Raw genomic sequence first — 12,353 nt, 5'->3', positions numbered from 1 at the left:
CGTCGTCCGCAAACGCCGGACGGGCTGGAATCAGCCCGTCCGGCGTTTGCGGACAAGGCACAGTGGCCCGTCCGGCGTTTTGGCTAGCCCTGGCGGGCCGCCCGGCGGGCCATGATGGCCGCGCGGCGCTCGTCGAACTTGCGGGCCTGCGTGTCCAGGTCGTCCATGAACAGGCCCAGCTCCTCCTGGGCCTGCCGCCCCTCCGGGCCCAGGCCGTCGATCTCCAGGACCTTCAGGAAGCGCAGCACCGGCTGGAGCACGTCGTCGTGGTGGATCCGCAGGTTGTAGATCCCGCCGATCGCCATCGTCGCCGCCGCCCGCTCGAAGCCCGGGATGCCGTGGCCCGGCATCCGGAAGCCGGTGACGACGTCGCGCACGGCGCTCATCGTCTGGTCGGGCGCCAGCACGAAGGCCTGCTTGAGCAGGTTGCGGTAGAAGACCATGTGCAGGTTCTCGTCGGTGGCGATGCGCGAGAGCATGCGGTCGCAGACCGGGTCGCCGGAGTGGTGGCCGGTGTTGCGGTGGGAGATCCGCGTGGCCAGCTCCTGGAAGGCGACGTAGGCCACCGAGTGGAGCATGCTGTGCCGGTTGTCGGACTCGAAGCCCTCCGACATGTGCTGCATCCGGAACCGCTCCAGCGCCACCGGGTCGACGGCGCGCGAGGTGAGCAGGTAGTCGCGCATGACGATGCCGTGCCGCCCCTCCTCCGCCGTCCAGCGGTGGACCCACGTGCCCCAGGCCCCGTCGCGGCCGAAGAGCTGGGCGATCTCGTGGTGGTAGCTGGGGAGATTGTCCTCGGTCAGCAGGTTGACGATGAGGGCGGTGCGCCCTATGTCAGTGACCTTGGACTGCTCGGGCGCCCAGGCCTCGCCCTCCATGACGCCGTCGAAATTCCGCCCGTCGCTCCACGGCACGTACTCGTGCGGCATCCATTCCTTGGCGACCTTCAGGTGGCGGTTCAGCTCGGTCTCGACGACTTCCTCGAGCGCGTACAGCAGGCGGCTGTCGCTCCAGACGGCCTGGCCGTGGGAAGTGGGGGCGATGGTCACGGGCATCTCCTGGAACGATCATCACCTACGGTGGCGTAGGTTACGACACCGTAGGTTAACCGTCCCCCGAACGCCAAAGCCGGTGGCCCCTACAGTCATCCGGGCAGCAAAAAAGCCGACACCCGGAGGGTGTCGGCTTTCGGCTGCGCGCGGTCTGGTGTCAGCGCGAGTGGTGGGTGTTGACGGTGTGGGTCGCGGCGTTGTCGGAGTTCCTGGCGAGGACCATGGTCAGGCCCGCGATCACCAGGAAGAGGACGATCGGTGCGGCCACGTAGAGGCCGAGCGTGTTGATCACGCTCAGGCCGGGGCCCGGGTCGTCACCGTCGTCGCGGGTGAGCGCGAAGGCGGGGGACGACATCAGCAGCATCAGCAGCGTGCCGGCGGAGATCGCACCGGCGCGCACGGCGTTCTTGTTGACCTTATTGCTCACAACCTCAAATTATCGGACCGGCGTGGGGGCCGCGCGCCCGGGGTGGTCTATCGGCGCCCGGACCGCCCCCTGTCCCGCCCGTCAGGGCCTGTACCCCTCCGTCAGGGCCCGTGTCCCGTCCGTCAGGGCCCTCACCTCGTCCACCAGGGCCTGGAGCCGGGGCGAGGCCACCAGCTCCTCCAGCGACAGCGGCCGGCCCGAGGCGTCGGCCACGGGCAGCCGCCAGTTCGGGTACTGGTCCCAGGTGCCCGGCAGGTTCTGCGGGCGGCGGTCCCCGACCGCGTCCGGCAACCAGACGCCGACCAGGCGGGCGGGGGTGCGCAGCAGGAAGCGGTGGACGGCCAGGACCGCCCCCTCCTCGTCGCCGGGCCCCTCCGGCAGCAGGCCCAGCCGTCCCAGGACGGCCAGCCAGCGGGCGACGTCCGCCGCGTCCTCGCGCTGCTCGACGGCGAGCGGCCGGGTGAGCAGCCCGAGCCGGTGCCGCAGCGCCACGTGGTCGCCGGTGAGCCGGGCGGCGGTGCTGGGCAGGTCATGGGTGGTGGCGGTGGCCAGACAGGCCTCGCGCCAGCGCTCCGGGGGGAGCGGATCAGGGCCCTCCGCAGGGGCCCCGGCGGCGTTCTCAGCGTTCTCGGCGTTCTCGGCGTTCTCGTAGTCTCTCTCGAACCAAAGCACCGACGTACCGAGCACCCCGCGCTCCGCCAGGGCCTCCCGGACGCCGGGCTCCACGGTGCCCAGGTCCTCACCGATGACGGCGGCCCCCGCGCGGTGCGCCTCCAGGGCGAGGACGCCCAGCATCGCCTCGGCGTCGTAGCGCACGTAGGCGCCGCGCCGGGGCTCGTAGCCCTGCGGCACCCACCAGAGCCGGAACAGGCCCATCACATGGTCGATGCGCAGCGCCCCCGTGTGCCGCAGCAGGCCGCGCAGCAGATCGCGGTAGGGGGCGTAGCCGGTGGCGGCGAGGGCGTCGGGGCGCCAGGGCGGCAGGCCCCAGTCCTGGCCGTGGGGGCTGAAGGCGTCGGGGGGCGCGCCGATGGACATCCCGGTGGCGAAGGCGTCCTGCTGGGCCCAGGCGTCCGCGCCCGAGGGGTGGACGCCGACGGCCAGGTCGTGGACGAGGCCGACGCGCATGCCGGCGTCGCGGGCGGCCCGCTGGGCGGCGGCCAGCTGCCGGTCGGTGAGCCAGGCGAGCCAGCAGTGGAAGTCGACGCGGTCCAGCAGCTCGCCGCGGGCGCGGGCGGTGCGGGCCGAGCGGGGGTCGCGCAGGCCGGCGGGCCAGGACCGCCAGTCGGGGCCGTGGGCCTCGGCGAGGGCGCACCAGGTGGAGTGGTCGTCGAGGGCCTGGCCGCCCTCGGCGAGGAAGGCGGCGTAGGCGGCCCGGCGGCCGGGGGACGCGGGGACGGCCCGCAGCAGCTCCAGCGCCCGGCGCTTGAGCTCCCAGACGGCGTCGCGGTCGATCAGCGCGTCGTGGCGCAGGACGGCCTCACGGAGGGTGGCGGCGCGGGCGAGCAGCGTCCCGGCCTCCTCGCGGGCCGCTCCGGTCAGGTAGGCGAACTCGGGGATCTCCTCGACCCGCAGATGGACGGGGTCGGGGAAGCGGCGGGAGGAGGGGCGGTAGGGCGAGGGGTCGGTGGGCGGTCCGGGGACGGCCGCGTGAAGGGGGTTGACCTGGAGGAAGTCGGAGCCGGCGGAGCGGCCGGCCCAGGCGGCGAGGTCGGCCAGGTCGCCCAGGTCGCCCATGCCCCAGGAGCGGGCGGACAGCAGGGAGTAGAGCTGGACCAGGAAGCCGTGGCCGCGCCCGGGGGGCCCGGGCAGCCGCTCGGGCGCGACGATCAGCGGCGCGCTCGCGGACCGTCCGTCGGGGGTGCGGGCGCGCAGGACGTGCCCGCCGTACGGGAGGGGGCCCGCGCCCGATTCCGCGCCCGATTCCGCGCCCCAGGGGAGCGTCGTGCCGTCCTCCGTCTCGACGCTCAGGGACGTGCCCTCGGGGAGCGGGAGCGGGGGCGGGGAGCCCACGCGGCCCCGCAGGACGACGGCCGGGGGCAGCAGCCTGCCGCGCTCGGCCTGCTCGCGGGCCTCCAGGGCGTCCCGGACGGTCCGGGGGGTGGAGGCGTCGACGCCCAGCGCGGCGAGGACGGCGACGAGGGTGTCCTCGGGGACCCGGACGACGCTGCCGGGCGCCGTCTCGTAGGACGTGGCGACGCCGTGCAGCTCGGCGAGGCGTGCTCTGTCCATCCGGGCCTCCGTGGTCGCCACCGCCGACGGCTTCTGCCTACCCACTCCGCGCGGCGGACGACACATCCGTACATCCCGCCGGGCATTACCGGCAGTTCGGTCACCTGCGTTGACACCGCTTCAGCGCTGGTGATGGGCTCGTCGCGGCTTTCCGGGGCGCCGCCCCGAACCTTGGTCCCGCAACGCGTCCGGAGGAGAAGAACGATGCCCCACGGAAGCAAGCGGACCGGCCGGGCCGTGGGCACGGGACGTCTGGGACGCCCCGGACCGCGCCGCGCCGGGGTCACCGTGCTGGCGGCCGCGCTCCTCGGCGGGCTGCTCGGCGGGGCCGGGGACGCCGTCGCCGACCCCCTGCCGGGTGACGCCGCGTCGGCCGCCGCCGGCTCGCCGGACCGGGAGAGCGCCGGGGCCCTGCCGCCGGTGTGGCCGCGCCCCCAGTCGGCGCGGGCCCTGGGCGCGTTCGCGCGGGTGGGCGACGAGGTCACGCTGATGGCCGATCAGGGGACCGACCAGTACGCCCTGGAGGCGCTGCGCGACGTGCTGCGCGCCCAGGGCGCCCGGACGGTCGTCGACGCGCAGCCCGGCGGCACCCCGCCGGCCGACGGCCTGATCGTCTACGCGGGCGGGAAGGCCGCCGAGGACACGCTGCGCTCGCTGGGCGCCCAGCCGGTCGACGACCTGCCCACGGGCGGCTACCGGCTGGCCGCCGGGCAACTGGACGGGCGGCCGGTGGTGGCGCTGGCGGGCGTGGGCGAGGACGGGCTCTTCCACGCGGCACAGACGCTGCGTCAGCTGGCCGTGGCGCACGACGGCGGCCGCGCGTTCGCGGGGGCCGTGATCCGCGACTGGCCGGGCACGGCGGTGCGCGGACTGACCGAGGGCTTCTACGGACAGCCCTGGTCGCACCAGCAGCGGCTGGCGCAGCTGGACTTCCTGGGCCGCACCAAGCAGAACCGCTATCTCTACGCGCCCGGCGACGACCCCTACCGCCAGGCCCGCTGGCGCGCCCCCTACCCGGCCGAGCGGCGCGCGGAGTTCCGGGAACTGGCCGAGCGGGCCCGCCGCAACCATGTGACGCTGGGCTGGGCGGTCGCGCCAGGGCAGGAGATGTGCTTCTCGTCGGCCTCGGACATGCGGGCGCTCAAGCGCAAGGCCGACGCGATGTGGGCGCTGGGGGTGCGCGCCTTCCAGCTCCAGTTCCAGGACGTCAGCTACAGCGAGTGGCACTGCGACGCGGACGCCGACGCGTTCGGCTCCGGGCCGGAGGCGGCGGCGAAGGCGCAGGCGAAGGTCGCGGGCGAGCTGGCGAAGCATCTGGCGGCCAAGGGGCCGGAGGCGGCCCCGCTGTCGCTGCTGCCGACCGAGTACTACCAGGACGGGCGCACCACCTTCCGGCGCGCGCTGGCCGGGGCGCTGGACCCGCGGGTGGAGGTGGCCTGGACGGGGGTGGGGGTGGTGCCGAAGACCATCACCGGCGGTGAACTGGCCGACGCCCGGGCGGCCTTGGGGCATCCGCTGGTGACCATGGACAACTACCCGGTCAACGACTTCGCGCAGGACCGTATCTTCCTCGGCCCGTACACCGGCCGCGAGCCGGCCGTGGCCGCGGGCTCCGTCGCGCTGCTGGCCAACGCGGCGGCGCAGCCCATCGCTTCGCGCATCCCGCTGTTCACCGCCGCCGACTACGCGTGGAACCCGCGCGGCTACCGGCCCGACGAGTCCTGGCGGGCGGCCGTCGACGACCTCGCGGGCGGGCAGTCGGGCGACGCGGCGACGCGGGAGGCCCTGCGGGCGCTCGCCGCGAACGACGCGTCCTCGGTACTCGGCGGTGAGGAGTCGGCGTATCTGCGCCCGCTGCTGGACGCCTTCTGGGACGCGCAGGGCACGGCGGACGCGGGCAGGCTAACCGAGGCCGCCGACCGGCTGAAGGCGGCCTTCCGCACCATGGCCGACGCCCCCGCCCGGCTCACCCCGCTGCTCGGCGGTGAGGTGCGGCCGTGGCTGGAGCAGCTGGGCCGGCACGGCGAGGCGGGGCAGCGGGCCGTGGACATGATCACCGCGCAGGCGCGGGGCGACGGCGCGGCGGCCTGGCAGGCCCAGCTGGACATCCAGCGACTGCGCGAGGCGATCACGACGGGCCGGGCGACCGTGGGCAAGGGCGTGCTGCTGCCGTTCCTCGATCAGGCCCTGGCCCGGGCCAACGGCTGGACCGGCGTCGACCGGCCGCTGCGCACGGCGGGCGCGGCCACCGACGGCGACCCGGCCACGGCCGTCACCCCCCGGCCGGGGGTCCCGCTGTCCGTACGGCTGCCCCGGCCGCGTCCGCTGACCGTGGTCACCCTGCTCACCCAGCCCGCGCCCGGGGCGGCCGGCGTGGTCGAGGCCCATGACCCGGCCCGGGGCTGGCAGCCGCTGGGCAAGGTCGCGGACGGCGGCTGGACCCAGCTGCCGGGCAAGGGCGTACGGGCCGACGCGCTGCGCGTGGTGTGGGGCGGCGGTGCCACCCCGCCCGCGGTGCACGAGCTCACCCCGTGGTTCGCCGACAGCCCCACCGCCGACGTCGAGCTGACCGGCGGCGACACGGACGCGGAGATCGGCGGGCGGCCCGCGGTCGTCGAGCTCCGCATGATCAATCAGCGTCCGGAGGCGATCCGGGAGCGGCTCGCCGTCGCCGCGCCGGCGGGCGTGACCGTCAAGGCCCCGGCCGAGCTCACCGCCGTGCGCGGGGGCGTGACCACGGCCCGGATCGAGCTGTCGGTGCCGGCGGGGGCGCCCGCCCGGACGTTCACGGTGCCCGTCCGGCTGGCCGGGCAGGAGAAGACGGTGACCGTCCGCGCGTATCCGCCGACCGGCGGCCCGGACCTGGCGCGCGGCGCCCGGGCGACGTCCTCCGGCGACGAGACCGCCGCCTTCCCCGCCTCGGCCGCGATCGACGGCGATCCGCGCACCCGCTGGTCGTCCCCGCGCACCGACGCCGCCTGGTGGCAGCTGGAGCTGGCCCGTCCGGTCCGGCTGGGCCGGCTGGTGCTCCACTGGCAGGACGCCCACCCCGTCCGCTACCGGGTCCAGGTCTCGCCGGACGGCCGCACCTGGCGGGACGCGGCGTTGGTCACCGACGGCAAGGGCGGCGTGGAGTCGGTGCGCATGGACGCGCCGGACGCGCGGTTCGTGCGCGTCCAGGGCGAGAAGCGGGCCACTCGCTTCGGGTATTCGCTGTGGGAGGTGGAGGCCTACGCCGTGCGGGAGCCCGCCAAGGGCTCCTGAGCGGGGGCGCCGGGCCCTGCCCGGCGCCGCCCGCGCGTGGCCGTGAACGACGAAGGCCCGGTCGTCTCAGGCGGAAATGCCGTCGATCCGGGCCATCGCGTCCTCCGCGCCGTATGCCTCCAGGTAAGGCAACCAGCGCGGATCCCTATGGCCCGTGCCGATGATCCGCCACGCCAGGCCGGACGGCGGCGCGGGCTGATGGCGCAGCCGCCAGCCCAGCTCCCACACGTGCCGGTCGGCCTTGACGTGGTTGCAGCGACGGCAGGCCGCCACCACGTTCTCCCAGTTGTGCTGGCCGCCGCGGCTGCGCGGGACGACGTGGTCGACGCTGGTTGCGACGCCACCGCAGTACGCGCAGCGTCCGCCGTCCCTGGCGAAGAGGGCACGGCGGGTGAGCGGGACGGGGCCCCGAAAGGGCACCCGCACGAAGCGCTTCAGCCGGACGACGCTGGGTGCGGGGATGGTGCAGGTCGCGCTGTGCAGAAAGGCGCCGGTGTCCTCAAGGCTGACCGCCTTCTCATTGAGGACGAGTATGAGCGCGCGGCGGAGCGGTACGACGCCGAGCGGCTCGTACGACGCGTTGAGGACCAGGACATGCGGCACGGGTGCCTCCTTGTACGCCGGCGGCGCGTGGCTCGCGCCGGGACGATCTCCTGCAAGTGTCCCCTGGCCCCCGCCACAAGCGCCACCATCATCGGGTAACGGGTCTCAGGTGTTTTGAGGCACACCCCGGACAATCACGGCCACGCACGCGCAAGACGTGTCCCATCTCGAACACAACAACGGAGCATTTCGTCTGCCCCGTTAGTGTGGTGGACCGGCCCGTACCACTCCTCGCCACGGGTCACGTCCCCTATCGAAGGATTTCTGCTGTGTTCCGGTCCGCTGCTCTGGCCGCAGACGCGACGCCCCGCCCGGGGTCCCTGGACGAGGCCCAACGCACGGCGGGCGACGCCGCGGGCTGGGTCGAGGAGAACTGGTCCATCTGGCTGAGCAACGGCCTGCGGATCATCCTGATCGTCGTGATCGCGGTGGCCATGCGCTCCCTGATCCGCAGGGCCATCACCAAGCTGATAGAGCGGATGAACCGCACCGCCCAGGCCGTCGACGGCACTGCCCTGGGCAGCCTGCTGGTCAACGCCGAGCGGCGCCGCCAGCGTTCGGAGGCCATCGGCTCGGTGCTGCGCAGCATCGCCTCGTTCCTGATCATGGGTACGGCGGCGCTGACCGTGCTCTCCGTACTCAAGATCAACCTGGCGCCGCTGCTGGCCAGCGCCGGTGTCGCGGGTGTGGCCATCGGTTTCGGCGCCCGGAATCTCGTGACCGACTTCCTCTCGGGCGTCTTCATGATCCTGGAGGACCAGTACGGCGTCGGCGACGAGGTCGACGCGGGCGTCGCCAAGGGCACCGTCATCGAGGTCGGGCTGCGCGTGACCAAGCTGCGCGGCTCCGACGGCGAGATCTGGTACGTCCGCAACGGCGAGGTCAAGCGGATCGGCAACCTCAGCCAGGGCTGGGCCACCGCGGGCGTCGACGTGCAGGTGCGCTCGGACGAGGACCTGGACCGGGTGCGCGCGGTGATCGAGCGCACCGGCGAGGAGATGCAGAAGGCCGAGCCGTGGAACGAGCGGCTGTGGGAGTCCGTCGAGGTGCTGGGCCTGAACGCGGTCTACCTCGACTCGGTGGTCGTCCGGGTGTCGGCCAAGACCGTGCCGGGCAAGGCGCTCTCCGTGGAGCGCGAGCTTCGCTGGCGGATCAAGCGCGCCCTGGACGCCGAGGGCATCCCCGTGGTCGGTCAGCCGCAGGAGCCGGAGCTGCGGACGACGCCGCTCGGGGCGGACCCGGCCGCGGCCGTCGCCGCCCCGTCCGCCATGGCCAACCCCACCTCCCCGCAGTCACTGGCCACGGCGCCGATACCGCCGGTGCCGCCGGGCGTGACGCTCGGCAAGCCGTAGCCCCCGGAGCATGAGAGGGCCCCCTCGCCGCCGATGTGGCGAGGGGGCCCTTGGTCTGTCCCTTGATCTGCTCAGGGAAGGTCAGCCCTCCCGGAGGACCTTGTCCAGGAAGTCGTCGAGGTTGCCGCGCAGCCGGTCCATGCGCTCCTCGACGGAGAGGGACTCCTTGTAGCGCATGGACATCAGCGGCGTCTTCTTCCCCCGTACGTACAGCGAGCAGGCCAGGTCCGCGCACATATAGGCGCCGACCGTGTTGCCGTCGCGGCCGGAGGCGCCGACCTTGCGGGCGGCCAGCAGGGAGACGCCCGAACCGCCGTGCGCGGTCAGGCACAGCGAGCACATGGTGGTCTTGGTCAGGGCCCGGGGCCCACCCTGCGGCACCCGCAGGGTGACGCCCACCATCTCACCGGCGCGCTCCGTCACGAGATAGCCCCGGTCCGGGGCGCCCGGGTCCCGCCAGCCCAGGAAGTCCAGATCGGCCCAGGGGAGCCCGTCGAGCTCCCGGGGCAGGCTCATCCTGCGGGCCTCGCCCTTCGAGCAGTTGACGAAAGAGGCGCGTATCTCGCTGTCGCCCAGTGGTTCCATGCGTCGGGAACCTACCGGCGGGACCAGCGGGATGTCGCGTTATTTTTGCCTCGGAACATCCTCGGAATTTTGGGTTCCGCCGGTCCGGACTCCTTGACGGTGCGGCTGACCTGCGCCTAACGTCCTGGGCAACCAATAGGAAAGTTTCTTTACAGACTGTCGAGGGACGACCTCGAGGGCGGGGGACCAAGCGCCATGGCCGGAACCGGAATCCCCGGGACGCCTCGCGTCCTGCGCGCGATGAACGACCGCGCCGCGCTGGACCTGCTGATCAGCCACGGTTCCCTGACCCGTACCCGCCTCGGCGAGCTCACCGGGCTGTCCAAGCCCACCGCCTCCCAGCTGCTCGCCCGGCTGGAGGCCGCCGGGCTGGTGCGCGCCGTCGGCAATGTCACCGGCCGCCCCGGACCCAACGCCCAGCTGTACGAGGTGAACCCGGCGGTCGCCCATGTGGCCGGGCTCGCCGTCGACAAGGAGGGCATCTCGGCCGCCGTCGCGGACATCGCGGGCACCGTGCTCGGCGAGCACCGCGTCGAGGCCGACGTCACGGACGAGGGGGTGCCCGGCCGCGCCGCCCACCTGGTGGCCGCCGCGGTCGACGGCGCGCTGACCGCCGCCGGCCTGGGCTGCGAGGCCCTCCACCGCACGGTCATCGGCACCCCCGGCGCCCTCGACCCGCACACCGGCACCCTGCGCTACGCCCCCCACCTGCCCGGCTGGCACTCCCGCACCCTGCGCGCCGAGCTCGCCGAGGTCATCGGCACGCCGGTCGTCATCGAGAACGACGTCAACCTCGCCGCCGTCGCCGAGCGCCACACCGGTGCCGCGCACGACACCGACGACTACGTCCTGGTCTGGATCGACGAGGGCGTCGGCGCGGCCATCGTCCTCGGCGGCCGGCTGTTGCGCGGGGCCACCGGCGGCGCCGGCGAGATCGGCTACATGCCCCTGCCCGGCGCCCCGCTCGCCCGTGGGAAGGCCAGGAAGGCCCCGGACGGCGGGGGCGGCTTCGAGATGCTCGTGGGCATCCCGGCCGTGGCCTCCCTGGCGCGCGAGCACGGCTTCGACGCCCCCACCGGCCCCGAGGCGCTGGAGCGCGCGGCGCGCACCCCCGGCCCGGCCGCCGACGCCTTCCTCGCCGAGCTGGGGTCGCGTGTCGCCACCGGGCTCGCGGCGGTCGTCGCCGTCGTCGACCCGGAGCTGATCGTGCTCTCGGGCGTGGTCTGCCGGGCCGGTGGCGAGCGGCTCCGCGAGGTGGTCGAGGCCGGGCTGACCGGGCTCGCCCTGCCCCGGCCCCGGCTGCGGCTGAGCGAGGTGGCGGGCTCGCCCATCCTCATCGGCGCCCTGCGCACCGCCCTCGCCGACGTCCGGAACGACGTCTTCGACACCGCCTGAGCCCCCTCCACCACTCCCCCGGCTTCCCCCCACCGCGCGACATCCCCCCGTCCACCGCCGCCAAGGAAGCTCCGCCATGCAGCGCTTACGACACCGCCGCACACTCGGTGTGCTCGTCCCCTTATTGGTGACCGCGGGATTGCTCCTCTCCGGCTGCGCCCGCCCCTCCGTGGGCAGCGCCGAGGACGACCCGACCCGCCCGGTGACGCTCCGGTTCTGGCACGGCTGGTCGGAGAAGAACGAGGTCGCGGCCGTCGACGCCGCGATCGCCCGGTTCGAGCGGCGGCACCCCAACATCCGGGTGGTGACGACCGGGAACGTCACGGACGACGCCATCAACCAGGCCCTGCGGGCGGGCGGCGGTGTCACTCCCGACGTGGTGTCGTCCTTCACCACCGACAACGTCGGCCAGTACTGCTCCTCGGGGATGTGGGCCGACCTCGACCCCTTCCTGCGGAAGTCCGGCCTGGACAAGACGGCCGTCTTCCCGGGGACCCTCCTCGGCTACACCTCCTACCGCGGCCGGCAGTGCGCCCTCCCGCTGCTCGCCGACGCCTACGGGCTCTACTACAACCTGGACGCCTTCGAGGAGGCCGGCATCACCCGGCCGCCGCGCACGATGTCGGAGTTCAAGGAGGCGGCCGTCAAGCTCACCCGGCGGGCCGCCGGGGGCTCGTACGAACAGCTGGGCTTCATGCCCGGCTTCCGGTTCTACGAGAACAGCCCGGACCGGCTCTTCGCCCAGTGGGCTCCCACCTACTTCAACGCCGACGGGACGTCCCGGCTCGCCCGGGAGCCCGCGGCGAAACAGTTCCTCCGCTTCCAGCGGGACCTGGTCACCGCCCTCGGCGGCTACACCCCGCTGGAACGGTTCCGCACCACCTTCGGCGCGGAGATGTCCGCGCAGAACGCCTTCCGCACGGGAAAGGTCGCCATGCACCTCGACGGTGAGTGGCGCGGCCGGATGCTCAAGGAGGTCGGCGCGGGCTTCCGCTGGGGCACGGCCCCCATGCCCGTACCCGACGACCAGGCCGACGCCTACGGGCGCGGCTTCCTCACCGGCACGGTCGTCGGCATCGCGCACAGCAGCAGGCATCAGAACGCGGCCTGGGAACTGGTGCGGTTCCTGACGACCGACACCGATCAGGTCGTCGCCTTCGCGAACGCCATCCACAACCTGCCCTCCACCAAGGCCGCGCTCGCCTCGCCCGCGCTCGACGCCGACCCCGCCTTCCGCACCTTCGTCGACATCGCCGCCGACTCGCACAGCGTCTCCATGCCGCCCTCGGCCAACGGCGGGATGTACTTCCTCGCCCTGCGGGACTTCGCCTACGACAGCGAGGCGGGCCGGGTCCCCGACCTGGACCGGGGGCTGCGCCGTCTCGACCGGCGGATCGACGCCGACACCCGGCAGACCGCCGGCTGACCCGCCCGCACGTCCGC

The 12,353-nt window shown here is 74.0% G+C and carries 9 protein-coding genes; 4 read left to right on the top strand and 5 right to left on the bottom strand.

Annotation, left to right across the window (positions count from 1 at the left end; genetic code table 11):
- Nucleotides 1-83 precede the first annotated feature (83 nt).
- From AB0E98_RS24510 to malQ, 3 genes are all read right to left on the bottom strand, one after another.
- The gene (locus tag AB0E98_RS24510) at nt 84-1,049 is read right to left on the bottom strand and encodes an acyl-ACP desaturase (RefSeq protein WP_361706246.1); all 966 of its coding nucleotides are present in this window, start codon (nt 1,047-1,049) and stop codon (nt 84-86) included.
- 160 nt (nt 1,050-1,209) lie between these two features.
- On the bottom strand, nt 1,210-1,479 hold the full coding sequence (locus AB0E98_RS24505) for a hypothetical protein (RefSeq protein ID WP_229357981.1): 270 nt from the start codon (nt 1,477-1,479) through the stop codon (nt 1,210-1,212).
- Between the two features lie 81 nt (nt 1,480-1,560).
- Entirely contained in the window at nt 1,561-3,711 is a 2,151-nt protein-coding gene (gene malQ, locus AB0E98_RS24500) for a 4-alpha-glucanotransferase (protein WP_361706243.1), read from the bottom strand.
- A 204-nt stretch (nt 3,712-3,915) separates the two neighbouring features.
- On the opposite strand from malQ, the gene AB0E98_RS24495 reads away from it, so the two are divergent.
- Complete coding sequence (locus AB0E98_RS24495; RefSeq protein ID WP_361706240.1) at nt 3,916-6,975, top strand: beta-N-acetylglucosaminidase domain-containing protein; 3,060 nt, start codon at nt 3,916-3,918, stop codon at nt 6,973-6,975.
- 66 nt (nt 6,976-7,041) lie between these two features.
- On the opposite strand, the gene AB0E98_RS24490 is transcribed toward AB0E98_RS24495, so the two are convergent.
- Nucleotides 7,042-7,578 (bottom strand): HNH endonuclease, encoded by a 537-nt coding sequence (locus tag AB0E98_RS24490; RefSeq protein ID WP_126914175.1) that lies wholly within the window; start codon nt 7,576-7,578, stop codon nt 7,042-7,044.
- 269 nt (nt 7,579-7,847) lie between these two features.
- On the opposite strand from AB0E98_RS24490, the gene AB0E98_RS24485 reads away from it, so the two are divergent.
- A complete protein-coding gene (locus AB0E98_RS24485) occupies nt 7,848-8,930 on the top strand; it encodes a mechanosensitive ion channel family protein (protein ID WP_361706237.1) in 1,083 nt (360 codons plus the stop codon).
- Between the two features lie 81 nt (nt 8,931-9,011).
- Here the strand turns inward: AB0E98_RS24485 and AB0E98_RS24480 are convergent, their stop codons facing one another.
- Nucleotides 9,012-9,515, bottom strand: a complete 504-nt coding sequence (locus AB0E98_RS24480) for an FBP domain-containing protein (RefSeq protein ID WP_361706234.1) — start codon at nt 9,513-9,515, stop codon at nt 9,012-9,014.
- 195 nt (nt 9,516-9,710) lie between these two features.
- On the opposite strand from AB0E98_RS24480, the gene AB0E98_RS24475 reads away from it, so the two are divergent.
- Nucleotides 9,711-10,910 (top strand): ROK family transcriptional regulator, encoded by a 1,200-nt coding sequence (locus AB0E98_RS24475; protein WP_361706232.1) that lies wholly within the window; start codon nt 9,711-9,713, stop codon nt 10,908-10,910.
- 76 nt (nt 10,911-10,986) lie between these two features.
- Nucleotides 10,987-12,336 (top strand): ABC transporter substrate-binding protein, encoded by a 1,350-nt coding sequence (locus AB0E98_RS24470; RefSeq protein WP_361706230.1) that lies wholly within the window; start codon nt 10,987-10,989, stop codon nt 12,334-12,336.
- The last annotated feature ends 17 nt before the right edge of the window (nt 12,337-12,353 follow it).

Origin of the sequence: Streptomyces sp. NPDC037389, assembly GCF_040636475.1 — a bacterium.
GTDB lineage: Bacteria > Actinomycetota > Actinomycetes > Streptomycetales > Streptomycetaceae > Streptomyces > Streptomyces hesseae.
Note: the sequence above shows the minus strand (reverse complement) of the source record. Positions and strands in the feature narration are given on the sequence as shown.

What these genes read in the sequence shown, in the direction of transcription:
- AB0E98_RS24470 (WP_361706230.1), top strand. Translation starts at nt 10,987, where the DNA reads ATGCAGCGCTTACGACACCGCCGCACACTCGGTGTGCTCGTCCCCTTA.
- AB0E98_RS24480 (WP_361706234.1), bottom strand. Translation starts at nt 9,515, where the DNA reads ATGGAACCACTGGGCGACAGCGAGATACGCGCCTCTTTCGTCAACTGC.
- AB0E98_RS24495 (WP_361706240.1), top strand. Translation starts at nt 3,916, where the DNA reads ATGCCCCACGGAAGCAAGCGGACCGGCCGGGCCGTGGGCACGGGACGT.
- AB0E98_RS24475 (WP_361706232.1), top strand. Translation starts at nt 9,711, where the DNA reads ATGGCCGGAACCGGAATCCCCGGGACGCCTCGCGTCCTGCGCGCGATG.
- malQ (WP_361706243.1), bottom strand. Translation starts at nt 3,711, where the DNA reads ATGGACAGAGCACGCCTCGCCGAGCTGCACGGCGTCGCCACGTCCTAC.